This window comes from Chryseobacterium sp. IHB B 17019 (assembly GCF_001456155.1).
Taxonomy (GTDB): Bacteria; Bacteroidota; Bacteroidia; order Flavobacteriales; family Weeksellaceae; genus Chryseobacterium.
In genome coordinates, this window is record NZ_CP013293.1 from 1,589,464 (window position 1) to 1,614,310 (window position 24,847).

The window sequence follows — 24,847 nt, forward strand, 5'->3', positions numbered from 1 at the left end:
TTAAATGTTTAAATCTTTAACTTAAAAATCACACACCAAATCACAAAATATTAGAATTATGAAAGACCCAAAAAAAACCAATGAAAAGTTAGACCAATTAGAATCGCACTCTACTTCTAACGATCAGGAAATGCTGACAACCAATCAGGGCCTTAAAATCAATAATAATCAGGATTCCCTGAAGGCAGGAGACCGCGGCGCTACCTTATTGGAAGACTTTATTTTAAGAGAAAAAATCACTCATTTCGACCACGAGAGAATTCCTGAAAGAGTAGTTCATGCCCGTGGATCAGGCGCTCACGGAGTTTTTAAACTTACCAAAAGCCTTGCAGAATACACAAAAGCCAAATTCCTGACAGAAGTAGGAAAAGAAACACCAGTTTTCGTAAGATTTTCTACCGTTGCAGGAAATAGAGGAAGTACTGATCTGGCGAGAGATGTAAGAGGTTTTGCCGTAAAATTTTATACGGAAGAAGGTAATTACGACCTTGTAGCCAACAATATACCTGTATTTTTCATCCAGGATGCCATCAAATTCCCGGATCTTGTCCACGCTGTGAAGCCGGAACCTCACAACGAGATCCCACAGGCTCAGTCTGCGCACGATACATTTTGGGATTTTATTTCTTTAATGCCGGAAAGTATGCACATGATCATGTGGCTTATGAGCGACAGGGCAATTCCAAGAAGTTTCAGCAGAATGGAAGGTTTTGGAGTTCACTCATTTAAATTTATTAATGAGGAAGGAAAAGTACATTTTGTTAAATTTCACTTTAAGCCAAAATTAGGCGTACACTCTGTTGCATGGGACGAAGCACAGAGAATTTCAGGGGTAGATCCGGATTTTCACAAAAGAGATCTTTGGGAATCCATCGAAAACGGAATGTTTCCTGAATGGGATTTCGGCGTGCAGCTGATCCCAGAAGAAGATGAAGATAAATTTGATTTCGATCTTCTTGATCCCACGAAAATTGTCCCTGAAGAGGAAGTTCCTGTACAGCTTGTCGGAACTTTAACTTTAAATAAAAATCCTGAAAACTTCTTTGCGGAGACAGAGCAGATTGCTTTCCACCCGGGTCATATTGTTCCCGGAATTGATTTCTCCAATGATCCGCTTTTGCAGGGAAGACTGTTTTCATATACAGATACCCAGCTGATAAGATTAGGAGGGCCAAACTTCCACGAAATTCCTATTAACAGATCTATCAAAACCGTTCATAATAACCAGCGTGACGGCTACATGAGACAGCAGATTGCGAAAGGAAAAGTAAGCTATGAGCCTAATTCCATCGGTGGAGGATGCCCGTTCCAGGCGATGATGTCTGAAGGCGGCTTTACATCACACCAGGAACGAGTTTCCGGCGCAAAAGTCAGACAGCGAAGCGAAAGTTTTGTGGATCATTATTCTCAGGCAAAACTATTCTACAACAGCCAGTCGGAGCCGGAAAAAATGCACCTTCAGAACGCTTTGATTTTTGAATTATCAAAAGTTACAATGCCGGAGATCAGAGAAAGAATGGTTGGCCAGTTAGCCTTTATTGACAGGGCCTTAGCCTTTAAAGTTGCAGAGAATCTTGGCGTTGAGGTAAAAGAACTGGAATTTCCTAACCAAAGTCTTCCTGCAGACAGCAATCACGTTGATCTACAAAGTGAAGAAAGGGAAGCGCACACCAAAATTTCCGGAGCCTTAAGTATGCAGAATACCATTAAGGATACTATTAAAGGCAGAAAAATCGGCTTTATCATGGCCAATGGCGCAGATGCAGGAGCGATTAATGATTTAAAAACAAAACTTGAAGCAGAAAATGCGGTTGTTGAGATCATCGGGCCAAGTATGGCACCTGTAAAAACCAACGATGGCTCTTCATTAATTCCTAAACATTCTCTTACAAGCACGGCAAGTGTATGTTTTGATGCCTTATTTATTGCAGCAGGAGAGGATTCTACAAAAGAACTCTTAACTCCACTGCACAAACACCGTGTATTGCATTTCATTAATGAAGCTTACAAGCACTGCAAGGCCGTTTATTTCGGGAAAGGGACAGAACCTCTTTATACGAACAGTAATGTAGGATTGAAACAGCATGAAGATCCTGCCATCGTCACCTCGGAAGATGCCAATGGTGCTGAAAAATTCATCAAAGCCATCGCGCAGCACAGAGTCTGGCATCTGGAATTAGAAAGAAATGCCCAGAATTAAAATTTAAAATCACACCTCACACACCAAATCACACTTAAAATATAAAATTATGAAAGCAGCAGTTATTCACGGTCCGGGAATCATTACCTGCGATACAGTTGATGATCCTATTATTAAAAACTCTAATGATATTATCTTAAAAGTAACCTCTACAGCCATTTGTGGAAGCGACTTACACATGTATTCAGGGGGAATTCCTCAATTACGCCCAATGGTAATGGGCCATGAATTCATGGGAGTTGTGGAAGAAGTGGGACAGCATATCACCAATCTTAAAGTTGGTGACAGGGTAGTTGTTCCTTTCCCTATTTCTTGCGGTACCTGCTATTTCTGTCAGCATGACCTTCCGACAGCCTGTGAGCACAGCAATCCTGAACATTACGGCCCGGAAGGTGGAATTCTTACGGATAAAGGAGGCGCTCTTTTCGGCTACACTGATCTTTATGGAGGTTATGACGGCGGACAGGCGCAATATGTGAGAGTTCCTTACGCTCATTTTGGACCAAGAAAAGTCCCGGACAACCTTACAGATGAGCAGGTTCTGTTCCTTACCGATATTTTCCCGACAGGCTACACCGGAGTAATGTGGGGAGAATTAAAAGGCGGGGAAACTGTTGCTATTTTCGGGGCAGGTCCTGTAGGATCCATGTCTGCAAAGAGTGCGATTTTATATAACGCAAAAAAAGTTATTGTTGTTGATACACAGCAATACAGATTAGATCAGATTAAAAAGCTAACAGGCTGTGATACCATTTTATGGGAAGACGGCAAAGACGTGATTCAACAAATCAGGGATATGACGGATGGCAGAGGAGCGGATCTTTGTATTGATGCTGTTGGCTTTGAACCGGACAGGAATTTAATAGACCGTGCAAAAGCAGTTTTAAACCTTGAAAAAGGTTCTATTAAAGTTCTTGAAGCCTGTATGAGCGCCGTAAGACGTGGCGGAATTGTTTCCGTTTTAGGAGTTTATCCTGTTAATTATGATAACTTCAAGCTTGGTCAGATCTTCGATAAAGGAATTACCATAAAAGCCGGCCAGTGCAACGTTCATCCTATCATAGATGAGCTGTTGGACCATGTACAAAGCGGCCATGTTACTTTAGACGACATTATTACACATCGGCTTTCTTTGGAAGATGTTTCTAAAGGTTACGAAATATTCGATAAAAAGGAAGACGGATGCGTAAAAGTAGTCCTCGATCCATGGAAAACCTCCACCCTTTAGAAAAATAACACACAACACTTAAAATATTAAAATTATGGAATTTCAAAAAAATCTTTTAGAATATATTAGTCAGTCTTTACTGACTACCGATGAAACGATTTCCGTTGTAGAAAGCGTTACATCAGGCTGTTTACAGTTAGCTTTTTCTCAAATGCCGAATGCATCTTTGTTTTATAAAGGAGGTATGACGGCCTATACACTACCCGAAAAAGTAAGATTATTAAATGTTGATAAACAGGAAGCCGAAGAATGTGACTGCGTTTCAGAAAGTATCGTAGAAACAATGGCCCTTAACGTCGCTAAAATCTTTGAATCCGACTGGTCTATTGCCACAACAGGCTATTGTACACCAATCCGAAACTCTTCCTATAAAATTTTTGCTTATTTCTCTTTTGCTTATAAAGGTGAAATTATTTTGACCAAAAAACTTGAGCTGCACCCAAAAACTCAGGCCCTGAATGCGCAGCTGTATTACACGGAATTTATTTTGGGATGCTTTAAAAGTGAAATTAATCAATTATTAATTTTAAAATAATTAGTCATGGAACGTAAGAATCAATATGTATTAATCACCGGAGCGACTAGCGGAATAGGTTATGAGCTGGCAAAACAGTTTGCAAAAAACGGGTACGATCTTGTCATGGTGGCCCGAAACCATGATGAGCTGAAAATAAAAGCTGATGAATTCAAAGCGTATGGAGTGAATGTGATTCCTATCGCAAAAAACCTTTTTATTCAGGATGATGCCTATTCTCTTTATTCAGAGTTACAATTAAACGGAATCAGCCCCGAAATATTGGTAAATGATGCCGGACAGGGAGTTTACGGAAAATTCCAGGACACAGATATTCACCGGGAAATTGATATCATCAACCTGAATATTGTTTCTGTCATCATCTTAACAAAACTGTTCCTGAAAGACCGCCTGTCAAAAGGTTCCGGAAGGATTTTAAACCTTGCTTCCATTGCAAGTAAGGCACCGGGTCCGTGGCATTCTGTATATCACGGAACAAAAGCCTTCGTTCTGTCATGGTCTGAAGCTATCCGTGAAGAATTAAAAGATACCGGAATTACAGTTACAGCACTTTTGCCAGGGCCTACGGATACAGACTTTTTCAATAAAGCCGATATGAATGAAAGCAAAATCGTGGAAGACAAAGATAATCTTGCCTCTCCGGAAGAAGTGGCCATTGACGGATATAATGCTTTGATGAACGGCGATGATAAAGTAGTTTCAGGATTAAAAAATAAATTATCCGTTGCTATGTCAAACCTTTCTTCAGACAGCATGGCTGCACACAATATGGCAGAAATGCAGAAACCAGTAACTGAAAAATAAGTGTAATATGGGGGACTTAAAGTTGGAAAACAAATCGGTGCTTATCACCGGGGCAGACAGTGGGATAGGAAGGGCAGCAGCTCTGCTTTTTGCACATCACGGAGCTGATATTGCTATTATTTACCACTCAAATCATGAGGATGCAGAGAATACAAAAGCTGATATTGAAAATTTAGGACGAAGATCCATTATTTTCCAGGGTGATATTAATGACTATGAATTTTGCCAGGAGACTACAAAAAAGGTCGTTTCAGAATTCGGTGGAATTGATATTCTGGTCAACAACGCCGGGGTACAGTTTCCAGAAGAAAACATTGAAGATCTTAAAGAAGAAAATATCAGAAAAACCTTCGATTCTAATATTGTAGGAATGATTCTTCTCACAAAAGTTGTATTTCCTCACCTAAAAGAAGGCAGCTCGGTTATTAATACCACCTCTGCCGTTGCTTATCAGGGACATCCGGAACTGTTGGATTATTCTGCCACGAAAGGTGCTATTGTTTCTTTTACAAGATCTCTGGCCCTACAGGCAAAATCAAAAGGAATCCGCATCAATGCTGTGGCACCCGGACCTGTAGCAACTCCTCTTACCAAAAAAACCTTCGGGGAACAAGAAGAAGATGAAAGCAAGCCACCTCTTCAAAGAAATGCTTCACCGGAAGAAGTAGCAACCAGTTTCTTGTTTTTAGCAAGTGATGATGCCGCTCAGATCACCGGACAGGTTCTTCATCCAAACGGAGGAATAATTATAAATGGATAACAATTTTAAAAAATTAATAATAAAATATATCAACTTAAATTAAACTGAAAAAGATTATGAAAACAACCGCAACACTTCTTTTGGGCCTATTTTGTCTGTTGACTTTTACATCATGCAAATGTGATTTTGATGAAGATGAAGCAAAAAATAAATATGACAACCCTTCAGAAAGTGAAAAACTTAACAAAAATTCTGCTGAACAAGACACCATTCATATCAAATAAATAATGTTCAGCCTATTCAAATTTTAACTTAAAAAATAGAAGCTATGTACAGAGATGGGGCAAGAAAAAGTATATGGCAGGAAGAAATCAAGAAATTTTCTTTACAGGCCGATTTTAGCCAGCAATACGATGTAGCAATCGTTGGTGGAGGAATTACGGGCGTCTCAACTGCCTTGAAATTACAGCAATCCGGGAAAAAATGCATCATTCTGGAAGCCGCAAATATAGGTTTCGGAACCACTGGCGGAACAACAGCACATTTGAACGACTTTTTTGACACTACTTTCACGGAAGCAATCAATGATTTCGGGATGGACAATGCAAAATTATTTGCCGGAGTAGGACGGGAAGCGATCAGTATCATCGAAAATAATATTCAACAGCACAATATCGATTGTGATTTTGAAAGAAAATCAGCATATCTTTTTGCCTTGGATGAAAAACAGGAAAAACAGCTTGAAGACATTGTAGATGGTGCCTCCAAAGTGGGTCATACCATGACATATACAAGCCAGATTCCTTTTCCGATTCCATTTAATAAAGCTGTTATTATTCCGGATCAGGCACAATTTCATCCCATAAAATATATCAAAGCTTTATGTGAAGCTTTCGTGAATTTAGGAGGAATCATCCAGGAAGAATGCTTTTGCGAAAGCCATGATGAACAGGAAGATCTTGTTATTCTAAAAACTTCAAAAGGAGACATTAAAGCCAAAAATGTAGTGTATGCAACGCATATTCCTCCCGGAGTAAGCGTTCTTCATTTTACCAATTCACCTTACAGAAGCTACGCCATTGCTTTTAGTTTAAAAGATGAAAATTATCCTAAAGAATTGGGTTATGACCTTATGGATCCTTACCATTATTACAGAACACAGGAAATAAATGGTGAAACCCTTCTGATTGCCGGTGGTGAAGATCACAAAACCGGACATGAAGAAAATACAGGTGAATGTTTTTCTCGGTTAGAGAATTATGTACGAAAATATTTTAATGTAGAAACAGCATATTACAGCTGGTCAAGCCAGTATTACGAGCCGGTAGACGGATTTCCATACATCGGGAAATTGCCCGGAAGCAACGGGAAAATATATACAGCAACAGGTTTCAGAGGAAACGGAATGATTTTCGGGACAATTTCTTCACAGGTTCTTACTGATTTAATTGTGGCCGGAAGCAGCAAATATGAACAAATATTCAGTCCGTCAAGGGTAAAACCAATGGCCGGATTTACAGATTTTGTAAAGGAAAATGCTGTTGTAGCCTTTGATTTTATTAAAGATAAACTTTTTAAGGAAAAAATAACTTCTTTGGCTGATGTAAAAGAAGGAGAGGGCAAAGTCGTAAAATACGAAGGCGAATCTTTTGCTTTGTATAAAGAAGTTACCGGGAGAGTGCACCTTGTAAAAAGTACCTGCCCGCACGCTTTCTGCGAAGTCCGGTGGAATAATGCTGAACTGAGTTGGGACTGCCCTTGCCATGGCTCAAGATTTAATGTCAATGGAAAAGTGCTTACAGGCCCTACTGTAAAGGATCTCCAGAGGATAGACCCGGAGTCAGAATCTAGCTAAACCTATACATTATGTCTAAAAAAAGCTTTTTATATCGGAACAGTTTAAGCATTGTCTTAATAATTTTAATGATTATCTGTCTTTTAGGTCAATTTTTTACAGGCTGGAAGACAGAAAATAAAGAATTGCTGGAAAACGGTTCCCCAACGCTCAGTCTGGGGCAATACATTTACAGCGGACACTTTATTCAGGCTACTTTCGAGAATTGGGAAAGTGAGTTTTTACAAATGATGCTGTATGTTTTATTGACCATTTCATTAAGGCAAAAAGGCTCAAGCGAATCAAAATCTATGGAGGGAGAAGAAGATGTGGACAAAGAACCGAAGCCGCATGCGAATGCTCCGTGGCCTGTAAAAAAAGGCGGAATCTGGTTAAAAATTTATAAGCATTCTTTATCGTTGGCTTTTGGTATTTTATTTTTGGTAAGTTTTATTTTGCATTTTTATGGAAGTTTAAAGGATTTTAATGAAGAGAAAATATCAAAAAATGAACCTACCGTAACAGCTTTGCAGTACATTTCTGAATCCAGGTTCTGGTTTGAATCTTTTCAAAACTGGCAAAGCGAATTTTTGGCTGTGGCCTCAATTGTCATTCTTTCGATCTGGCTCCGGGAAAAAGGCTCGCCGGAATCGAAGCCCGTGGATATGGCTCACGATGAGTCACCATAAAATTTTAACATTTTTTGTGTCACACAATATCCCCCTCCTGTGGTTTATTTTCAGTATATTTATGAAGAAAGTGCCTGTTTTAGGGACTTTGAAAGTGAAAACAATTAATGAAAATAAGTAAAATGGAGAAAGTTATTTTATATGTGGATTTTCCGCATGAAGGACCTTTTGGAAAAGAAATGGCAGAAAATTTAAAAGATTTAGCCGAAAGTATTAATGAAGAACCCGGCTTTATTTGGAAAATATGGACCGAAAGCGAAAAGGATAAGGAAGTTGGTGGAATTTACCTTTTTGATAGCAGAAAATCTGCAGATATATATCTTGAAAAACATACGGTAAGGCTGGAAGAGTGGGGCTATAAAGATGTAACATACAAGATTTTTGAAATCAATGAAAGTCTTACTAATATCAACCATTCCCCAATTTGATAAACTTTAACTAAAACATAAAAAGCAGTGAAAAATTTTCACTGCTTTTTTTTATTTCTATTATTAATTAAATACAATTAGATTTTCGCATTACCCTCAACACCGTCAGAATTGTCTGTGGTATTTCCCGTAACAACGTTTGCAACAAAATTTAAAAGGCTTACCAATTTTCCTGCTTTCGTATCCCAATAATATGATTCTTTGGGCTCTACACGGATGATTGATACTGCGGGATCATCTTTTCCTTCTTCAAACCAGGCTTTTGCCATCGGTGACCATTTGTCTTCAATTGTTGATTTGTCTTTGTAAATAGTTGCCGTTCCAAATATTGAAAGGTATTGATAATCACCATTATTCATAAAAAATAACTGGACTCTCTTATCATCTTTTATTTCAAAATTTTTATTGCTTGTATCGCTGCTGATAAACCAAAGATTTCCTTCACCGTCGGTTTCCTGTAAAGTCATGGGACGGGAATTGATCGGAAGGGTCTCCAATTCTGTACAAAACATACATATTTTTGCGCTTTCCGACAGTTCTTTGATCTTTTTAATTGCTTCAAGGTTTGTAAGATTTTCTGTAGACATAATATTATATTTTTAAGTGATTGGTTTTAGTTAAAGTTGATTTTTAACTACTAATTACTCTTCAAAAATCTGACCACAATTAAAATTATTACGAATATTTTTAACCAACAATTACTTTATTTTTTCTCTGAAACTTTGAGGTTGAAATTTTTCTGCAAATCACTCCATGCTCCGCCATTATGAACATTTTTAAAACCTTTTTCTTTTAAAATATTTTCAACTTTCACACTTCTTAAGCCATGAGAACAAACCGTAATATAAGTTTTGTCAGGATCAAGTTCTATAAATCTTTCCCGTATGGTTCCCAGAGAAATGTTTTGTGATCCTGCGATATGTCCGGTTTCATATTCTTTTTCGGTTCTTACATCGAGAATCACGGCACCGCTTCTGATCAGCTTGTCCAGGCCGTTATCCAAAGTCTGATATTTGTAAATTCTGTAGACGATATAAACTGTAAGAATGATACCACAGAAAATCAATACATTTTTCATATTTTACTTAAAATTTTTCTATCAATATAAAATGTTCCAAACGGAATAATACACGCTAAAAGTACCTTCCAGGTTATTTCTTTAAACTTCCAGTTTTGTTCGATACCAACACTTAAAGTATTAAATAAAAAAAGCAGAAATAATGAACCGTGAACAGGTCCCATTAACTTTACAAAAGCAGGATTATCAAATCCATATTTCATGGGAACAGCGATAAATACTAAGATTAGTAATGAAATTCCTTCAAGAATGGCAATAATTCTCAATCGCCCGATTTTAGTTTTAAATAAATCAATCATAATTATCTTAAATAAGGTCTGTTAGCAAAAGGAGAGAAGGGCCACGGAATGGCAATAAAGATAATGATCAAGGCAATTGTAAACCATACAAGCATAGTTTTAAATTTCTCTTTATCAGTTGGTTTCCGTTTTGAAATTGCTGATCCAACGGTTATTAAAATAATGGAAAAAAACATCAGAAAAATATGAATTAATCCGAAAAATAAAAGATCAAAAGACTCTTTTGCTTCATTAAAATTATTCCAAAAGTACTTGATAATCGGGCTTTGAGAGTACAAGCTAATTCCCAGAATCAATTGAACATGAGCAATTGTTGCCGTCCAATGCCGCACCGAATTATCTGTTTTTGAGAATTTCCTATCAGAGAAATAACCTTTGTAAGCCCTGAAGATTGAATAAAGTAAACTCAATAAAACCAACCACCGAAAAGTAGAATGCAAAAAAGTAAGGGTCTGATACATTTATCAACTTTTAAATAATAGGACAAAGGTAAAACAAAAACATACTAATTAGTATGTTTTTAAATAAAAAAATTATTTTAAACTATCAAGATATGCTTTAAGTCCCTTTAAATAAACAACATATACCTCTTTAGAATTTTCCAGTTTCCCTAAATTTCTCACGCCCCAATAACCCGCCATTACAAAAACAGCAACTTCTTTTCCTTTTACATTCATCTTAATTTTGCCATTTATTTTACCTTTTTCGATAGCGTCAATCATTGCTTTCTCCCACTGCAGGGAAAGTTCGTTCAAAGCTTTGGTAAAATCGATATTCCACGGAGCCATTTCCTGGGTGAAATTCGAAGCTGGGCAGCCATATTCTACCTTTAAAACTTCATTTTCCATTAAGAGGTTGTACATCAGATTATAAATTATATCTAATGGATTTTCATGAGTTTGCATCGGTTCAATGAAAGTATTTTTGAAGTTCGGTTTGAGGAGTTCATTAATAATAGCAAGACCCATCTCATCTTTTGTTTTGAAATGATAATAGAAAGCACCTTTTGTCACCTGGGTTGTCGCAATAATCTCGTCTACACTGGTCGTTTGATAGCCATTGGTATAGATAAGTTCGAACGCTTTTTGAAGAATTGTAAGCCGTGTTGCCTCCGATTTTTTCATGAAAATAGGTTCACTTTATTGCAAAGGAACAATTTTTTTCCATCGAAAGCAATTCTATAATTTTTCAACTTTATTTTAATTGAATTGTTGATTCAATAGGAAATTTTTCTGTTTTGAATTTTAAGAATTTGTTGTTTCTCCATATTTTTTATTGTTCAATAAATGATAATAGAATTCAATTATTAAGTTATCTATAGATTAAGAAAAAAATAAGTGGACAAATTATTAGACATATATCATGGAAAACTGTTTACAAAGCAGCCTTAAACCACATTACGCAGTTTTTAAAAAATTCATTTACTGTTGATTAAGATCATAAAAAACACAGTAAATATTATCTATTTTTGAATTACAATAATTAGACTGTTATCAAGCTTTCCAAATAATGTAACATGGATCTGACAGATAAATGTGAAAGCTAACGTGGTATGTATGTGGTATTTCAATTAGGTGAAGTTTTAATCATTTTTTCTTTCTTTGCCTTTATTTCTCTTTGAGAAAATTATTCTAACTAATACAACCGTTCAAAGCTACATTAATTTTGTTTTTAAGATGTGAGATTTTAGATAATAATAATTATTAAACTTCAACAACTCATTATTTTGAAAAAGTAGAAAAGTTGAAGCAGAGTAAGTAGAGAAGTTAAATTCTGAAGCACAAGCGACAGAACTTATTAGAGATGAGAAAATATTATGAAAAACCATAGACCTGAATTCAATTTAGAAGATTTAAACCAGAAAATTTTTGTACAAGACGAAATTTTAGCTTTAGCCAAAGAAAACTCGCCCCGTCTTTTGAGCAAATTCAGATTAGTTGATCCGGATTTTTTCCGAAAATTATCTGCAATTCAGCCCAATCTTAAAAATTCGGAACTTATTTTTTGTATTTATTTAAAACTGAATCTTACCACCAAAGAAATTGCAACCTACACATTTGTAACTCCAAAAGCTATTCAGAACCGGAAAAACAGATTGAGGAAAAAGCTCAATATTCCTTCTGAAATGGATATCTATAAGTGGTTTAATGAACTTTAAACCATTTTTTTGTTATTTTAAAATTCTAAAACCGCCTTGTCAAGATCGTGGTATAATAAAATTTTCCAGTGATTTTCAATGGCTTCCTTTTGCCATTTTATTCTTAATTCCATTGCTTTTCTGCCATCAAAATCCGTTTTGTAGGCCAGATGATATTTTAAATATGATTCCTGCGGAAGATCATCAGCACCGTAAAAAACAGTTTCATCTTTTTCCCTGATCCAAAAAACCTGCATGAAAGGGGTGTGGCCACCAACAACCTGAAATGAAATTTCATCAGTAATCTGCCCTTCATCTTCATCCATCCACACAATATTTTCAAGCTCAATAAGCTTTTCAAGGGTATCAAAATCGAAAGAGTGACTGCCCCGGTTTTCCATTGTAAAGTCCAGCTCGCGTTTTTGAATATATATTGCGGCATTGGGATAAGTGGCTTCAAAACCATTCTCCGTACGGATTATTACAGTTTCAATATGATCTTTATGAAGATGTGAAAGCAATACTTTCGTTACTTGATTTGGATGAATATTTTCCTTTTCAAGAATTTCGGAAATTACCGTTTTCCCATTGCTGTTTTTCCACCCGATTCCTGCGTCCAGCATAATAACATCATGCTCAGTAATAATTAAAAAAGGTTGTACAGACATTTTGATACCTTTAACCGTTTTAAAATTTTCTTCTGTTAAAAGTGTAAAGTCTTTTGTTTCATTAGTAGAAAAATTTCCTTCTTTCAATGGTATAATTTTCATACCGCAAAGTTCTTTATTAATTTTTAATCCGGGAAACTTTTTTCACAATACAAATCATTGTTAAAACCAATAAATCTTCTCTAAAACTAAGTCGTAATAAGTATATTTGATATCAGAAAAACAATTGGAACAAAGTTCTTGTAATACAAATAATTGTAAAAAATTAATGTAAAATAAATGATAAAAATAAACGACGAACTTCAATTTTCTGTTTCGGAAACACTTTTCGTTTTTGCTTTAGACTCCGAAGCTGGAAAAGTTTTTAATGATAAAAATAAATTAATTACGGGTATCGGGAAAGTAAACGCCACTATGGAGTTAACGAAAGAAATTCATCGTAATAGGCCAAAATTAATAGTAAATTTAGGTTCTGCAGGTAGCAAAAATTTTCATAAAGGAGAGGTAATCTGCTGTACAAAATTCATCCAAAGAGATATGGATGTGAGAGGACTAGGATTTAGCCTATATGAAACACCTCTTTCCGGAATTCCACCCGTTTTGGAATATGGCTTAAAGAGAAATGGCCTGCCAGAAGGAATTTGCGGAAGTGGCGACAGCTTCGAAATGAATCATGCAGAAACAGCTTACAATATTGTTGATATGGAAGCCTATCCTCTGGCGTTGATTGCCATGAAAGAAAAAATCCCCTTTCTTTGTTTAAAGTATATTTCAGACGATGCAGGAAGTGAGGCGGCTGATGACTGGACAGTTCAGGTACATCTGGCTGCAGAAGCTTTCAACAAAATTTTATTTTCATAAATTGCATTAAAATCATATAAAATGTCACCAATTACTATTAAAAAAGCTTCTATAGAAGATCTGGAAACGATTAAAAATGTAGGAAGAGAAACCTTTTACGAAACTTTTGCAAAAAATAATTCGGAAGAAGAAATGCAAAAATATCTTGATGAAAGCTTTTCAGAAGAAAAATTAAAAAAGGAAATCAACACTCCTGATTCTCAATTCTTTATTGCTTGGGATGAGAATAATCCCATTGGTTATCTGAAAATAAATACGGGAGCTGCACAAACGGAATTGCAGGATGAAACGTCTCTGGAAATTGAAAGAATTTACGTAAAAAGCAGTCATCAGGGAAAAAAAGTTGGCCAGATTTTATATGATAAAGCTCTTGAAATAGCCGGGCAGGAAAGGAAAGAATACATTTGGCTAGGTGTTTGGGAGGAAAATTTAAAAGCGGTAAATTTTTATAAAAAAAATGGTTTTGTAGAATTTGATAAACATATTTTCGTACTTGGAACTGATGAACAAACAGATCTGATGATGAAAAAAATACTAAAATAAGCTAGATTTCATAAATTTCCGAATCTGTAAAAATATAGAATCTCCCTTTTTTCGGGAGATTTTTTGTATCCAAACCCGTGAATTCACTAAAGGCGGGAAGAAGCAATTGATTTTCCGTGACCACAAAACAAGGCAGCTTGATATTTTTCACAGAAGAATTAATAACAAACCCTGGATGAATATGTCCGGTAACCTGAAATTTTAACTGATCTTTTTTAAAATCATGAACAAAAATAATATTATCTATTTCTAATATTTCTGCTTTAAAATTTAAACATAATTTTGATTCTAACTTTTTAGAAATTTTATCGTGATTTCCTTCAATCAGGTAAAATTGTAAATCCGGATACTGATTTCTCCAGCTGCAAAATTCATCCACATCAGAATTATCTCCTGCATGGAGTAAATCTCCTACCACAATGAATTTTTCAGGCTGAAAATATTCAATCAAAACAGACAGCCTTTCCAGGTCACTTTTCATAATATGATTAGCCAGAGCAATTCCGTTTTTCCGGAAATGTGCAGTTTTCCCGATATGGAGATCTGATAATATTAACGCTTTTTCTTTCTTCCAAAAAGCCGCCCGCTGATTTGTTAATGTAAAAATTTCGCTTTGGATTTTTATATTTTTCGTAGCAATATTCATTTATTTATATTTTCTTGCCTGTTCCAGCATTCGTCGAATTCTCGCATCCAGCCCTTCACTGGAAAGGGTTTGCCTCAAGCTGTCAACTTTAATAGGAAAACTTAAAGGTGTAAAAGTATTGGAAAATTTTAAGATAATTTTCGATTTTTCGATACGTTTGAAAGCTTCAACTAATCTTTGTTCCTGCAGTTGCGCATTGAAAACCTCCGTATAAGACTGCCTTACAAGGAAATGATTGGGATTATAATCTTCTAAAACTTTAAAAATTAACCCGGCCGAACTTTGTAAAGACTTATTGGAACGCTGTTTTCCTGCATAATTTTGAATCACCATCCCGGAAATAACCGCAATATCACGGAATTTCCGCCTTGCCATTTCTGCAGAATTAATACTTGAGATAACATCGGTCATTAAGTTTTCCCTGGTTAAAATTTTATCTAAATTTTCTTCATTTAACGGAATTTCTTTATCACTAAATAATTCAAAGCCATAATCATTCATAGCCATAGAAAAAGAAATCGGAGCCCATTTTGAGATTCTATAAGCAATCAGGGCAGCCATTACTTCATGCACTAGACGACCCTCAAAAGGATACATAAATAAATGGTAACCTTCACGGTTTTTTATTAATTCAACCAAAAATTCATCCTCTTTCGGAATATGTGAATTTTTTTCCTGATTAATCAATAAGGGATGTAAAAATTTCAGTTCTTTCTCAGAAGCTTTCGGGTTTAAAGCACCGGACAGCTTTTCCCTTAAAAAATGTCCTAAATTAGAGCTCAAAGGCAGTCTTCCTCCCAAATAGCTCGGCGCAAATGCTTTCCCTTTCGAAGCTCTTACATAAACCGTCATATCCTTAATCATTGCTACCTCCAAAACTCTTCCGGCAAGAATAAATTTTTCGTCTTTTTTTAATTTTGAGATAAAATATTCCTCAACCATCCCAATATAACCGCCCGAAATAAATTTCACTTTTAGCATAGCATCGCTTACGATTACTCCCATATTCATCCGGTGAAGCATAGCTATTTTTCGTGAAGTTACTCTATAAAGACCATCTTCCATAATCACAATTTTATGGAACTCTTCGTAATTTTTTAAAACACTTCCGCCAATAGTAAGAAAATCCAGGATCTCTTTCCATTCTTCATCCGTCATTTCCTGAAAAGCGTAAACTTTTTTAATTCTTTCATGAGTTTCTTTAGGATAAAATCCATCACCAATAGCTAAAGTCATTAGAAACTGAACCAAAACATCAAAACATAAAACCTGTGGCTCACGAGGTTCAATTACTTTTTGCTTGACAGCTTCTTTCAAAGCTGCAACTTCAATCAGTTCCAAAGAATGGGTTGGAACGCAATAGATTTTTGAAGTTTCAAAAGGGGAGTGCCCGCTTCGTCCAGCTCGCTGAAGAAATCTCGCGACACCTTTTGCAGAACCCACTTGTATCACAGTATCAACAGGTTTGAAGTCTATACCTAAATCTAAAGATGAAGTGGAAACAACTGCTTTTAATTTTCCTGAACTTAAGTTTTCCTCAATCCAAATTCTTAAATGAGCATCAATTGAGCTATGGTGAATGGCAATCTGCCCTGCAAAATCCGGATACGCATCCAGTAACAATTGGTACCACATTTCACTTTGGCTCCGGGTGTTGGTAAAAACAATCGTTGATTTTGAATCTAAAATGATCGGGACAATTTTATCGGCAAGTTTTGCTCCTAAATGCCCCGCCCACGGCAAAATTTCAACTTCATCCGGAAAAACCGGTAAAATATCAATCTTTTTATATTCTTTTGCTGTAATTTTTGTTTTCTTAATATCATAAGGAATCAGAACGTCCATTGCGTCATCAAGATTTCCAATTGTTGCGGTGATTCCCCAGATTTTAAGTTTAGGAACATATTTCGTTAATTGAGAAATCCCCAACTCAACCATCACACCTCGCTTTGAGCCCAATAATTCATGCCATTCATCAACAACAATCGTTTTCATTTCACTAAAGAATCTTGCATGATTTTTTTGACCAAGAAGTAAATGCAGACTTTCGGGAGTAACGACCAAAATTTCAGGCATATTTTTCACCTGTTGCTGTCGGACTTTCGGATCGGTATCTCCGTTTCGGACACCTACAACCCAATCTAAACCAACTTCGTCAATCGCTTCCTGCATTGCTTTCGCAATATCTTTTGAAAGCGAACGGAGAGGCGTAATCCAGATCATTTGCAGGCCCTTTTTGTATTTTTCAGGATGGTTTAAAAAATTCGTGATTAAAGCTAAAAAGACGGAAAATGTTTTTCCGAAACCTGTAGGTGCAACAACCATTCCGCTATAACCGTTTTCAAACTTTTGCCATGTGTCAACTTGGAATTTGAAAGGGGAAATACCTTTGTCAGCCATCCATTGCTGAATGACTTTGAATCCGTTGGTATTTTCGAAATTACTCAAGTTATTATATTTTGGTTAACAAGATTGGGTAGTCTTATTAGAAAAAATTCATTAAAATTAATTTATTGTATTAGTTTTTTTATTTCCTCCAGATCATCAATTTCATCCACTGTTTTGTCTTTACGCCATCTCATAATTCTTGGAAAACGTAGTGCTACACCGCTTTTATGACGATTACTGAAACCTATTCCTTCAAAAGCAATTTCAAAAACCAACTCAGCTTTTACAGTTCGGACAGGTCCGAATTTTTCAATAGCATTTTTATTAACAAACTTGCTTACTTCCATTATTTCTTTGTCTGTCAAACCGGAATAAGCCTTTGCAATAGTTACCAAAGCATCACCATTTTTAACGGCAAAAGTGTAATCGGTGTAGTAGGCACTTCTCCGTCCACTGCCTTTTTGGGCATAAATCAGAACGGCATCGATAGTTAAAGGATTGATTTTCCACTTCCACCAATCACCTTTTTTACGTCCGGAATGGTATGGAGAATTTTTTTGTTTTAGCATTAAACCTTCACTGTTAATTTCTCTTGAGTTTTCCCTGATTTGGTTTAAATCTTCCCACCTTTCAAACTCAATTACTTTAGAAATTTTTATGTTTTCAGGGGTTTCATTTAATAATAATTCTTCCAGCATTGCCCGTCTTGCCGCAATTGGCTTTTCTCTTAAGTCATTATTTTCTAATTCCAGTAAATCATACGCAAAAACCTGAATCGGGATTTCCGAAAGCATTTTTTTAGTTAAAGTTTTTCTATTTAATCTTTTTTGTAATTCGTTAAAGTTTAATACCTTATCATCCTTTACCGCAAGTATTTCTCCATCTATTACGAAATTTCCATTCATTTTTTGAATAACATCTTTTATCTCAGGAAACTGTTCAGTGATCAGCTCTTCACCTCTCGACCAGATAAAAACTTCATCATTTCTTCTGATAATTTGTCCACGAATTCCGTCCCATTTGTATTCAATCAACCAGTCATTCGGAGCTCCAAGTTCTTTCAATTCTTTTTCTAACGGGTACGCCAGGCAGAAAGGATAAGGCTTTGAATTGTCAGGGTTAATTTTTTCCGCCGAAATCAACTCTTTAAATGAAATTTCATCAGGCTGCCATTTCCCCATTAAACTATGCATTAAAGTGCTTGATTCCTGTTCTGAGAATTTTGTTAATGCATTAATTAAGGTTTTATCAGAAACTCCAATTCTGAAACTTCCTCCTAATAATTTATTGAAAATCAATCGTTCCGTATAATCTAAACCATTCCATGAATTTAAAACAAATTCTTTTTTCTCAATGTCGATTTTATTTTTAAGATCAATAATATCATTCATCCACTGGGAAAGTGAGCGCTCAATTTTTTTCGCCGGAGGAGGTAAAATCAACGAAAGTGTTTCACCCAGATCTCCTACCGAAGAGTAGCTTTCCTGAAACAGCCAAAAAGGCAGCCCGGTAATCTCCAATGCCCATTCTTTCATGTAGTTGGTATTCACATTTCGTTTTGGCCTTTTCCCCGTAAAAAGGGCAATAAACCATACTTTATCTTCATCAGGCGCACGTTCCAGATAATCGATAATGGCGTCAATTTTAGCGTTGGTTTTATTCGTGCTTTCCAAGGCATTGATAAGTTCTGCAAAATGTTTCATTGCTCTGGATTTTCGATGATTTCTTTTTCTGTTTCTTCTTCATCTTCGCCGTACAAGGTTTCAACAACATCGGCTTTTATTCCGATTTCATTTAAATATTTAGAAAAAACTTCCGTTTGTCCGTGTGTAACGTGAACAATTTCCGCTTCAGTAGCTTTTATTGCTTGCAATAAACCGTTCCAGTCGGCATGATCACTCATAGCAAAACCTGCGTCTGCGCTCCGCCATCTTCTTGCCCCGCGAACCTGCATCCAGCCTGAGCAAATTGCCGTTGCGGCATTAGGAATTTTTTTGATTATATTGCTGTCGAGCAAAGCGGGAGGAACAATCACAATATCGTTTTGCAAATATTTCACACTTTCCTTAAAATCAGGAATTTCGTAATCGGGGAGCGTGATTCCAACAGTTTCGAAAGCTTCATTCAACTTACCAATAGAGTAGTGAACATGGATTTTCCCCAACCCTTCAACCGCCTTCATAATTCGTTGTGCCTTACCCAATGAATAACCGATAAACACTGAAGTTTTTTCATTTTCTTTATTTCTGAGCACCCAACTCTGAAGTTTTTTATTTAAATCTTCAACCTCCAGCCAATTATAAATAGGAAGCCCGAAAGTACTTTCTGTAACGAATTCATTACATTTTACCAACTCAAATGGCGTGCTCAGACCATCATTCTGAACTTTATAATCACCGGAAATCACACTTACATACCCTTTATATTCTAGCCGGATCTGCGCAGAACCGATGATATGTCCTGCCGGATGAAGCGAAACTTTTACTCCATTTATGTTTATCACTTCACCATATTCAACACTTTGACATTCAATATCTTCACTAATCCTTTGATGCAAAATCGGTTTTGTAAAATTATGGCAGAGATATTTTTTCATTCCCCAACGCGCATGATCTGCATGGCCATGGGTAATGACCGCCAAATCAACAGGTCGCCAAGGATCAATGTAAAATTTTCCTTGTGGACAGTAAATTCCTTTATTTGTGAATGTGATTAGTTTCAATGGTGTGAATTAATTTAACCTTAACAATTCAAAAATCTAACCAAATTATTATTAAATAAAAATATGATTTAAGTTATTCAACCATTGTCTTTACAGTTTTTGAAAATATTTCGACAGATTTCTCCATTTCATCGAAGTTTAAATCTCCAAATCCTAGACGCATTGCTGTGAGTTCTTTGTTTTGATAGAGTAAGGTTTTAGGGATGAAAAGATGGTTTTGCGCACAGTTTCTGGAAAGCTGCATCAGATTAATCGGAATCTGCCATTCAGTCCAGATAGCAAGTCCTCCGGAGGGTTTTTCAAAAGTTAAAAAATTTCCTAAATTTTCCTGAATCAGCTGAATAAAATAATCCCGTCTTTCCTGGTAAATTTTTACTGATTTTTTTAAATATCGGTTAATTTCTCCTTCCGCAATCATTTCGCCTAAAACATGCTCCATTAAAATATCTCCCTGCCGGTCAATGATCCCAAGATACTTTCGCATTTCGATCATCAGATTTTCCGGCGCAACAATAAATCCGGTACGAAATCCGGGCGCAAGAGATTTCCCGAAAGACCCGATATAAATTACCATACCGTTAGTATCCGCACTTGCAAGAGGAAGGATCGGACTTTTTTCATAGTGAAAATCATAATCGTAATCATCTTCCAAAATAATAAATCCGAATTCATTAGCAAGATTTAAAAGCTCCAATCTTCGTTGTGCGCTTAAAGTAACTGTTGTCGGATAATGGTGGTGCGGTGTAAGATACAGCATTCTGATTTTCTGCCTTTTACATATTTCCCTTACTTCATCTACATTGATTCCTTCGTTATCAATCGGAATCGTAATAATTTTCACACCCGCTTTCTGGAAAATCATATTGACAGAAAAATAACTCAAAGTTCCTATCAAGACCGTGTCGTCCTTAGAAAGCAGAATTTCGGAGACAATATAAATACTCATTTCAGTACTTCTGGTGATAAGAAGATTATCAATTGAAATAGGAAGTCCTCTTGATAAATTTAAATATTGCGAAAGATTCTTTTTAAAAAATTCACTCCCATCCTGATTGTAATGACCTATTTTATGAGCTTTCCTTTTTAGAATTGAACTGTAAATTCTTGAATGCTGATCAATCTGAGTTAATCGGATATCCGGAATACCATCGTTGAATACAAACTGGCAACTGGAATGTTCAAACGGATTATCAAGAATATTAGAAGTTTTAAATAAAAATCCGGTTGTTTTTGGATAATTTTTAAGGTTTATTTGATTTATATCATTAAAATCAACAGGTTTTTCTTCGTTTTTCCCGATGATAAAAGTTCCTTTATTCGGTAAACTTTCAACCCAGCCCTGGGCAAAAAGCTCGTCATAAACAGCAACAATTGTATTTCTGTGAACTTCTAAAAATTTGCTTAATAATCTGGTTCCGGGAAGCTTTGTACCGACAGGTAAAAACCCTCTCTGAATAGCATTAATCAGCTGATTCGTAATCTGCATATATATTGCAACATTAGAATTTCTGTCTATTTTGATAAAACTTTGATACGGAATTTCAACCGGACTATTCATGATATAAAAACTGGCACCATTGAACCATCCGGCAATATACTACTTTTGACTCAAAACAAAAAAGAATGGAATTCAACAATCTTTTAGAAAAAATCGTGCAGAATGGAGAGACTCATGCCAAATGGCTGAATACACTTTCCTTTATGGAAAATGCCGGAGCGAGGAAAATTTCTGCCTGTGAGCACCCTACAAAAGTCGATTTAATTCAACTGAAACATGCTGCAGAAGAACACCGTCATGCGTATTACTTAAAAAAGCAAATCCTGAAAATTAATCCGTCAATTTGCAAAAATTATGAAAATAATGAACTTTTGGCTCCGGTGGCAACAAGACAATATCTTCACTCTTTAGACATCAAAGCATGTAAATATCTTCAAAAAGCATTTCAACTCACAAAGGAAGAACTGAAATATGCGGCTTATCTTTTTGTTACTTATGCAATTGAGGTTCGGGCTGATGAATTATATCCTGTTTATCAGGAAATTCTCACCAAAACTTCTTCAAAAATCATGGTAAAATCAATTATTCTTGAGGAAGAAGGGCATTTGGAAGAGATGATCAACCAGCTTAATGAATTCTCAAAAAACTGGGAATCTCATGCTGAAATAATTCTAAATATTGAAAAAGAGCTTCACGAACAATGGATTAATGCCATTTCGGAACAAGTTTCAAAACTTAGATATGCTTAACAATTTTCACATTTTTGAGGACGCCTTAAAAAAAAGAAAAGAAAATGGAACCTTGAGGATTTTAAACCAAAAATCGGAAGGAATAGATTTTTTTTCTAATGATTATTTAGGATTAGCGAGAAATAAAAACTTGCAGAATTTATTGCTTAAAAATGTTTTGGAAAACCCACAATTGCTGTCCGGAAGTACCGGTTCAAGGCTGATAAGTGGAAATAGTACAGAGGCTGTTGAAACAGAAAATTTTATTGCAAAAGAGCATCAGTATGAAGCCGCTTTGCTTTTTCCGTCCGGATATAATGCTAATCTGGCTCTATTTTCAACGCTTCCTACCCGTCATGACACGATTGTTGTGGATGAGCAAATTCACCGCTCGGTTCATGATGCGTGCAAAATGTCTCATGCAAAAAAATTAAAGTTTAAGCATAACGATCCACAACATTTAGAAGATATTTTAAAAAAACAAAAAGGAAATTGTTACGTCGCGATTGAAAGCCTGTATTCGATGGATGGAGACATTGCTCCTATTAAGCAAATTGCTGAAATCGTAGAAAAATATAACGCTAACTTAATTGTAGATGAAGCACATGCTTTTGGGGTTTTTGGGTATGGTTTGGTTGATAAATTTCAGTTGAAAGACAAGGTTTTAGCAACAGTTGTCACTTATGGAAAAGCCCTCGGAACTCACGGAGCAGCAATTCTAACAAATAATATTGTAAAATCTTACTTAATCAATTTTGCCTCTCCTTTTATCTATACAACTTCAGCGCATGATTTTCTATGGATGAGTATAAAAACGGGATATCAGTTTTTAAATGACAACAAGCAATTATCCATCAAACTTCAGGAAAATATTAAAATTTTTCGTCAACAAGAATTAATAAGCCCTTCTTCTGAAAACAGTCCGGTTCAGGCGATTTTAATTCCAGATAATGACCGTTTGAGAATAATAAAGGAAACTTTATTGAATGAAGGATTTTTAATTTACGCAGTTTTTAGTCCGACCATAAAAGAAGGAACTGAAAGATTAAGGATTTGCCTTCATAGTTTCAATACAAAAAAGGAAATTGTAAATATTGCTAAAATTATTAAGGAACTGATCTAAAGATAATTCTAAAAATCCCATTAGTAGTGAATGAATATTTAAAATGAAAACAGAACTAGAAACGCAAAGCTGTGAACAGAAGATCCTCTTCGTAACCGGAATCGGGACTGAAGTTGGAAAAACTGTTTGTTCGGCAATCTTAACTGAATATTTTAAGGCTGATTATTGGAAACCCGTTCAGTCCGGGGATTTACATTTTTCCGATAGCATGAAAATTAAAAACTGGATTGGAGATAATGTCATTTGCCATCCGGAAAGATACCGGTTGCAACTTGCAGCTTCACCGCATCAATCAGCTTTGGAAGAAGGAGTTTTAATTGATTTAAATGAATTTAATCTTCCTGAAACCAGAAACAATTTAATCGTAGAAGGCGCAGGAGGCCTGATGGTTCCGCTTAATGACAATGATTTTATTATTGATCTTATTGAAAAGTTATCTATTCCTACAGCTTTGGTGGTAAGAAATTATTTGGGTTGCATTAATCATACCTTACTGTCAGCTTTAGCTTTATATCAAAGAAAAATAAAACTGGAATACTTAATTCTTAACGGAAATTTTCCGCCCGACACCGAAAGGATTATTTGTGAAAATATTCCACCGGAAACAAAGATTCTTAGAATTCCCGACCTTGAAAATATCACCAGGGAAAATATAAAACGTATTACAAACGAATTAAAAAAAATAAAATAATGGATAAAAAAAATCAGCTCAGAAACAATTGGACAAAAGAAGAAATCGAAGAAATCTACAATCTTCCGCTTCTTGAATTAATTTATAAAGCAGCTACAATCCACCGAGAATGGCACAATCCGGAAGAAATCCAGATGTCAACTTTATTATCCATAAAGACCGGTGGCTGCCCGGAAGACTGTTCATATTGCGGACAGGCTGCCCGCTATCATACCAACATCAAAGTTCAGGCTTTGCTTCCTACAGAACAGGTAATTGAGCATGCAAAAAAGGCCAAAGAAGGCGGATCATCGCGTTTCTGTATGGCTGCAGCATGGCGTGAAGTACGCAACAATCGCGACTTTGACAGAGTAATCGACATGGTAAAAGGTGTGAATGAACTGGGAATGGAGGTTTGCTGCACACTCGGAATGCTGACGGAAGAACAGGCAATGCGTCTTCAGGAAGCTGGTTTATACGCTTACAATCACAACCTTGATACATCGGAACAATATTATGAAGAAATTATTTCGACAAGGACTTTTGACAACAGAATTAATACCATCAATAACGTAAGAAAAGCAGGAATTACGGTTTGTTCAGGCGGAATTATCGGTCTTGGAGAAACTCACAGAGACAGAATTTCCATGCTTTTAACATTGGCAACCATGCCAAAACATCCTGAGTCCGTGCCTATCAACGCATTGGCAAGAGTAGAAGGAACACCGCTTGAAAACAACGAAAAAGTTGACACGTGGGAAATGGTAAGAATGATTGCCACGGCAAGAATAGTAATGCCTTCGTCAATGGTTCGCCTGAGCGCAGGAAGAATTGAAATGACTGAATTTGAGCAGGGTTGGTGCTTCATGGCAGGGGCAAATTCCATTTTTACGGGGGAAAGAGAAACGCTGTTGGTAACGCCAAATCCGGGCGTTTCAGAAGACATGCAGATGTTGCAAACATTAGGATTAAAACCAATGAAAAGAGAAATGGAAAAAGTCACAAATTGTGAGTTATAAGCTATAATTTTTGTCAGCAAACTAACTTCTAATTTCTAACCTCTAATTT

At 36.0% G+C, this 24,847-nt stretch carries 27 protein-coding genes; 16 read left to right on the forward strand and 11 right to left on the reverse strand.

Translation table 11 applies throughout. The annotated features are described in order from the left end of the window. The first annotated feature begins 58 nt into the window (after positions 1-58). The 9 genes from ATE47_RS07245 (at position 59) to ATE47_RS07280 (ending at position 8,418) form a co-directional block, all read left to right on the forward strand. Positions 59-2,200 carry a catalase gene (locus tag ATE47_RS07245; RefSeq protein WP_062161333.1) on the forward strand — a complete coding sequence of 714 codons (2,142 nt, stop codon included), beginning with the start codon at positions 59-61 and terminating at the stop codon, positions 2,198-2,200. 49 nt (positions 2,201-2,249) lie between these two features. After that, positions 2,250-3,428 carry a zinc-dependent alcohol dehydrogenase gene (locus tag ATE47_RS07250; RefSeq protein WP_062161334.1) on the forward strand — a complete coding sequence of 393 codons (1,179 nt, stop codon included), beginning with the start codon at positions 2,250-2,252 and terminating at the stop codon, positions 3,426-3,428. Between the two features lie 34 nt (positions 3,429-3,462). Then, positions 3,463-3,963, forward strand: a complete 501-nt coding sequence (locus tag ATE47_RS07255; protein WP_062161335.1) for a CinA family protein — start codon at positions 3,463-3,465, stop codon at positions 3,961-3,963. A 6-nt stretch (positions 3,964-3,969) separates the two neighbouring features. After that, a complete protein-coding gene (locus ATE47_RS07260; protein WP_062161336.1) occupies positions 3,970-4,767 on the forward strand; it encodes an SDR family NAD(P)-dependent oxidoreductase in 798 nt (265 codons plus the stop codon). Between the two features lie 7 nt (positions 4,768-4,774). Next, complete coding sequence (locus ATE47_RS07265) at positions 4,775-5,527, forward strand: SDR family oxidoreductase (RefSeq protein ID WP_062161337.1); 753 nt, start codon at positions 4,775-4,777, stop codon at positions 5,525-5,527. A gap of 56 nt (positions 5,528-5,583) precedes the next feature. Then, positions 5,584-5,751 (forward strand): hypothetical protein, encoded by a 168-nt coding sequence (locus ATE47_RS19220; RefSeq protein ID WP_185097140.1) that lies wholly within the window; start codon positions 5,584-5,586, stop codon positions 5,749-5,751. 44 nt (positions 5,752-5,795) lie between these two features. After that, positions 5,796-7,322, forward strand: a complete 1,527-nt coding sequence (locus ATE47_RS07270; protein WP_062161338.1) for an FAD-dependent oxidoreductase — start codon at positions 5,796-5,798, stop codon at positions 7,320-7,322. A gap of 11 nt (positions 7,323-7,333) precedes the next feature. Further along, positions 7,334-7,990 (forward strand): DUF6766 family protein, encoded by a 657-nt coding sequence (locus ATE47_RS07275; RefSeq protein ID WP_062161339.1) that lies wholly within the window; start codon positions 7,334-7,336, stop codon positions 7,988-7,990. Positions 7,991-8,112: 122 nt separating this feature from the next. Next, on the forward strand, positions 8,113-8,418 hold the full coding sequence (locus ATE47_RS07280; protein WP_062163483.1) for a monooxygenase: 306 nt from the start codon (positions 8,113-8,115) through the stop codon (positions 8,416-8,418). Positions 8,419-8,495: 77 nt separating this feature from the next. Here the strand turns inward: ATE47_RS07280 and ATE47_RS07285 are convergent, their stop codons facing one another. From ATE47_RS07285 to ATE47_RS07305, 5 genes are all read right to left on the reverse strand, one after another. Next, positions 8,496-9,005 (reverse strand): pyridoxamine 5'-phosphate oxidase family protein, encoded by a 510-nt coding sequence (locus ATE47_RS07285; protein ID WP_062161340.1) that lies wholly within the window; start codon positions 9,003-9,005, stop codon positions 8,496-8,498. Positions 9,006-9,121: 116 nt separating this feature from the next. After that, entirely contained in the window at positions 9,122-9,496 is a 375-nt protein-coding gene (locus ATE47_RS07290) for a rhodanese-like domain-containing protein (RefSeq protein ID WP_062161341.1), read from the reverse strand. Continuing rightward, on the reverse strand, positions 9,493-9,795 hold the full coding sequence (locus ATE47_RS07295) for a DUF3817 domain-containing protein (RefSeq protein ID WP_062161342.1): 303 nt from the start codon (positions 9,793-9,795) through the stop codon (positions 9,493-9,495). Before ATE47_RS07295 ends, ATE47_RS07290 begins: the two co-directional genes overlap by 4 nt. 2 nt (positions 9,796-9,797) lie before the next feature. Continuing rightward, a complete protein-coding gene (locus tag ATE47_RS07300) occupies positions 9,798-10,256 on the reverse strand; it encodes a hypothetical protein (RefSeq protein ID WP_062161343.1) in 459 nt (152 codons plus the stop codon). A gap of 72 nt (positions 10,257-10,328) precedes the next feature. Further along, on the reverse strand, positions 10,329-10,919 hold the full coding sequence (locus ATE47_RS07305; RefSeq protein ID WP_062161344.1) for a TetR/AcrR family transcriptional regulator: 591 nt from the start codon (positions 10,917-10,919) through the stop codon (positions 10,329-10,331). A 692-nt stretch (positions 10,920-11,611) separates the two neighbouring features. Here ATE47_RS07305 and ATE47_RS07310 point away from each other — a divergent pair. Next, a complete protein-coding gene (locus ATE47_RS07310) occupies positions 11,612-11,953 on the forward strand; it encodes a helix-turn-helix transcriptional regulator (RefSeq protein ID WP_062161345.1) in 342 nt (113 codons plus the stop codon). Positions 11,954-11,970: 17 nt separating this feature from the next. Here ATE47_RS07310 and ATE47_RS07315 read toward each other — a convergent pair whose 3' ends face one another. Next, a complete protein-coding gene (locus tag ATE47_RS07315) occupies positions 11,971-12,702 on the reverse strand; it encodes an MBL fold metallo-hydrolase (RefSeq protein ID WP_062161346.1) in 732 nt (243 codons plus the stop codon). Positions 12,703-12,879: 177 nt separating this feature from the next. On the opposite strand from ATE47_RS07315, the gene ATE47_RS07320 reads away from it, so the two are divergent. Continuing rightward, positions 12,880-13,461, forward strand: coding sequence for a 5'-methylthioadenosine/S-adenosylhomocysteine nucleosidase family protein (locus ATE47_RS07320; protein WP_062161347.1), 582 nt, complete (start codon positions 12,880-12,882; stop codon positions 13,459-13,461). 21 nt (positions 13,462-13,482) lie between these two features. Then, positions 13,483-14,004, forward strand: coding sequence for a GNAT family N-acetyltransferase (locus ATE47_RS07325; RefSeq protein ID WP_062161348.1), 522 nt, complete (start codon positions 13,483-13,485; stop codon positions 14,002-14,004). A gap of 1 nt (position 14,005) precedes the next feature. On the opposite strand, the gene pdeM is transcribed toward ATE47_RS07325, so the two are convergent. The 5 genes from pdeM to ATE47_RS07350 form a co-directional block, all read right to left on the reverse strand. Beyond that, positions 14,006-14,650, reverse strand: coding sequence for a ligase-associated DNA damage response endonuclease PdeM (gene pdeM / locus ATE47_RS07330; protein ID WP_062161349.1), 645 nt, complete (start codon positions 14,648-14,650; stop codon positions 14,006-14,008). After that, positions 14,651-17,098 carry a ligase-associated DNA damage response DEXH box helicase gene (locus ATE47_RS07335; RefSeq protein WP_150114797.1) on the reverse strand — a complete coding sequence of 816 codons (2,448 nt, stop codon included), beginning with the start codon at positions 17,096-17,098 and terminating at the stop codon, positions 14,651-14,653. 62 nt (positions 17,099-17,160) lie between these two features. After that, on the reverse strand, positions 17,161-18,741 hold the full coding sequence (locus tag ATE47_RS07340) for an ATP-dependent DNA ligase (protein WP_062161350.1): 1,581 nt from the start codon (positions 18,739-18,741) through the stop codon (positions 17,161-17,163). Beyond that, positions 18,738-19,760, reverse strand: a complete 1,023-nt coding sequence (locus tag ATE47_RS07345) for a ligase-associated DNA damage response exonuclease (protein ID WP_062161351.1) — start codon at positions 19,758-19,760, stop codon at positions 18,738-18,740. The genes ATE47_RS07340 and ATE47_RS07345 overlap by 4 nt, the downstream gene beginning before the upstream one ends. Positions 19,761-19,833: 73 nt before the next feature. Further along, entirely contained in the window at positions 19,834-21,318 is a 1,485-nt protein-coding gene (locus ATE47_RS07350; protein WP_062161352.1) for an aminotransferase-like domain-containing protein, read from the reverse strand. Between the two features lie 65 nt (positions 21,319-21,383). Here ATE47_RS07350 and ATE47_RS07355 point away from each other — a divergent pair, with 65 nt between their 5' ends. From ATE47_RS07355 to bioB, 4 genes are read left to right on the forward strand one after another with little or no spacing between them, the layout of a single operon-like run. Beyond that, on the forward strand, positions 21,384-22,007 hold the full coding sequence (locus ATE47_RS07355) for a hypothetical protein (RefSeq protein ID WP_062161353.1): 624 nt from the start codon (positions 21,384-21,386) through the stop codon (positions 22,005-22,007). Then, positions 22,000-23,109, forward strand: a complete 1,110-nt coding sequence (locus ATE47_RS07360) for an aminotransferase class I/II-fold pyridoxal phosphate-dependent enzyme (RefSeq protein ID WP_062161354.1) — start codon at positions 22,000-22,002, stop codon at positions 23,107-23,109. The genes ATE47_RS07355 and ATE47_RS07360 overlap by 8 nt, the downstream gene beginning before the upstream one ends. 43 nt (positions 23,110-23,152) lie before the next feature. Continuing rightward, positions 23,153-23,800, forward strand: a complete 648-nt coding sequence (gene bioD, locus ATE47_RS07365) for a dethiobiotin synthase (RefSeq protein ID WP_062161355.1) — start codon at positions 23,153-23,155, stop codon at positions 23,798-23,800. After that, positions 23,800-24,798: a biotin synthase BioB gene (bioB, locus tag ATE47_RS07370; protein ID WP_062161356.1), complete on the forward strand. Its 999-nt coding sequence runs from the start codon at positions 23,800-23,802 to the stop codon at positions 24,796-24,798. The genes bioD and bioB overlap by 1 nt, the downstream gene beginning before the upstream one ends. Positions 24,799-24,847: the final 49 nt, after the last annotated feature.

What these genes read in the sequence shown, in the direction of transcription:
- ATE47_RS07275 (WP_062161339.1), top strand. Translation starts at nt 7,334, where the DNA reads ATGTCTAAAAAAAGCTTTTTATATCGGAACAGTTTAAGCATTGTCTTA.
- ATE47_RS07260 (WP_062161336.1), top strand. Translation starts at nt 3,970, where the DNA reads ATGGAACGTAAGAATCAATATGTATTAATCACCGGAGCGACTAGCGGA.
- ATE47_RS19220 (WP_185097140.1), top strand. Translation starts at nt 5,584, where the DNA reads ATGAAAACAACCGCAACACTTCTTTTGGGCCTATTTTGTCTGTTGACT.
- ATE47_RS07280 (WP_062163483.1), top strand. Translation starts at nt 8,113, where the DNA reads ATGGAGAAAGTTATTTTATATGTGGATTTTCCGCATGAAGGACCTTTT.
- ATE47_RS07290 (WP_062161341.1), bottom strand. Translation starts at nt 9,496, where the DNA reads ATGAAAAATGTATTGATTTTCTGTGGTATCATTCTTACAGTTTATATC.
- ATE47_RS07270 (WP_062161338.1), top strand. Translation starts at nt 5,796, where the DNA reads ATGTACAGAGATGGGGCAAGAAAAAGTATATGGCAGGAAGAAATCAAG.
- ATE47_RS07300 (WP_062161343.1), bottom strand. Translation starts at nt 10,256, where the DNA reads ATGTATCAGACCCTTACTTTTTTGCATTCTACTTTTCGGTGGTTGGTT.
- ATE47_RS07310 (WP_062161345.1), top strand. Translation starts at nt 11,612, where the DNA reads ATGAAAAACCATAGACCTGAATTCAATTTAGAAGATTTAAACCAGAAA.
- pdeM (WP_062161349.1), bottom strand. Translation starts at nt 14,650, where the DNA reads ATGAATATTGCTACGAAAAATATAAAAATCCAAAGCGAAATTTTTACA.
- ATE47_RS07340 (WP_062161350.1), bottom strand. Translation starts at nt 18,741, where the DNA reads ATGAAACATTTTGCAGAACTTATCAATGCCTTGGAAAGCACGAATAAA.
- ATE47_RS07245 (WP_062161333.1), top strand. Translation starts at nt 59, where the DNA reads ATGAAAGACCCAAAAAAAACCAATGAAAAGTTAGACCAATTAGAATCG.
- ATE47_RS07320 (WP_062161347.1), top strand. Translation starts at nt 12,880, where the DNA reads ATGATAAAAATAAACGACGAACTTCAATTTTCTGTTTCGGAAACACTT.
- ATE47_RS07305 (WP_062161344.1), bottom strand. Translation starts at nt 10,919, where the DNA reads ATGAAAAAATCGGAGGCAACACGGCTTACAATTCTTCAAAAAGCGTTC.
- bioB (WP_062161356.1), top strand. Translation starts at nt 23,800, where the DNA reads ATGGATAAAAAAAATCAGCTCAGAAACAATTGGACAAAAGAAGAAATC.
- ATE47_RS07285 (WP_062161340.1), bottom strand. Translation starts at nt 9,005, where the DNA reads ATGTCTACAGAAAATCTTACAAACCTTGAAGCAATTAAAAAGATCAAA.
- ATE47_RS07265 (WP_062161337.1), top strand. Translation starts at nt 4,775, where the DNA reads ATGGGGGACTTAAAGTTGGAAAACAAATCGGTGCTTATCACCGGGGCA.
- ATE47_RS07355 (WP_062161353.1), top strand. Translation starts at nt 21,384, where the DNA reads ATGGAATTCAACAATCTTTTAGAAAAAATCGTGCAGAATGGAGAGACT.
- ATE47_RS07350 (WP_062161352.1), bottom strand. Translation starts at nt 21,318, where the DNA reads ATGAATAGTCCGGTTGAAATTCCGTATCAAAGTTTTATCAAAATAGAC.
- ATE47_RS07250 (WP_062161334.1), top strand. Translation starts at nt 2,250, where the DNA reads ATGAAAGCAGCAGTTATTCACGGTCCGGGAATCATTACCTGCGATACA.
- ATE47_RS07315 (WP_062161346.1), bottom strand. Translation starts at nt 12,702, where the DNA reads ATGAAAATTATACCATTGAAAGAAGGAAATTTTTCTACTAATGAAACA.
- ATE47_RS07295 (WP_062161342.1), bottom strand. Translation starts at nt 9,795, where the DNA reads ATGATTGATTTATTTAAAACTAAAATCGGGCGATTGAGAATTATTGCC.
- bioD (WP_062161355.1), top strand. Translation starts at nt 23,153, where the DNA reads ATGAAAACAGAACTAGAAACGCAAAGCTGTGAACAGAAGATCCTCTTC.
- ATE47_RS07325 (WP_062161348.1), top strand. Translation starts at nt 13,483, where the DNA reads ATGTCACCAATTACTATTAAAAAAGCTTCTATAGAAGATCTGGAAACG.
- ATE47_RS07360 (WP_062161354.1), top strand. Translation starts at nt 22,000, where the DNA reads ATGCTTAACAATTTTCACATTTTTGAGGACGCCTTAAAAAAAAGAAAA.
- ATE47_RS07255 (WP_062161335.1), top strand. Translation starts at nt 3,463, where the DNA reads ATGGAATTTCAAAAAAATCTTTTAGAATATATTAGTCAGTCTTTACTG.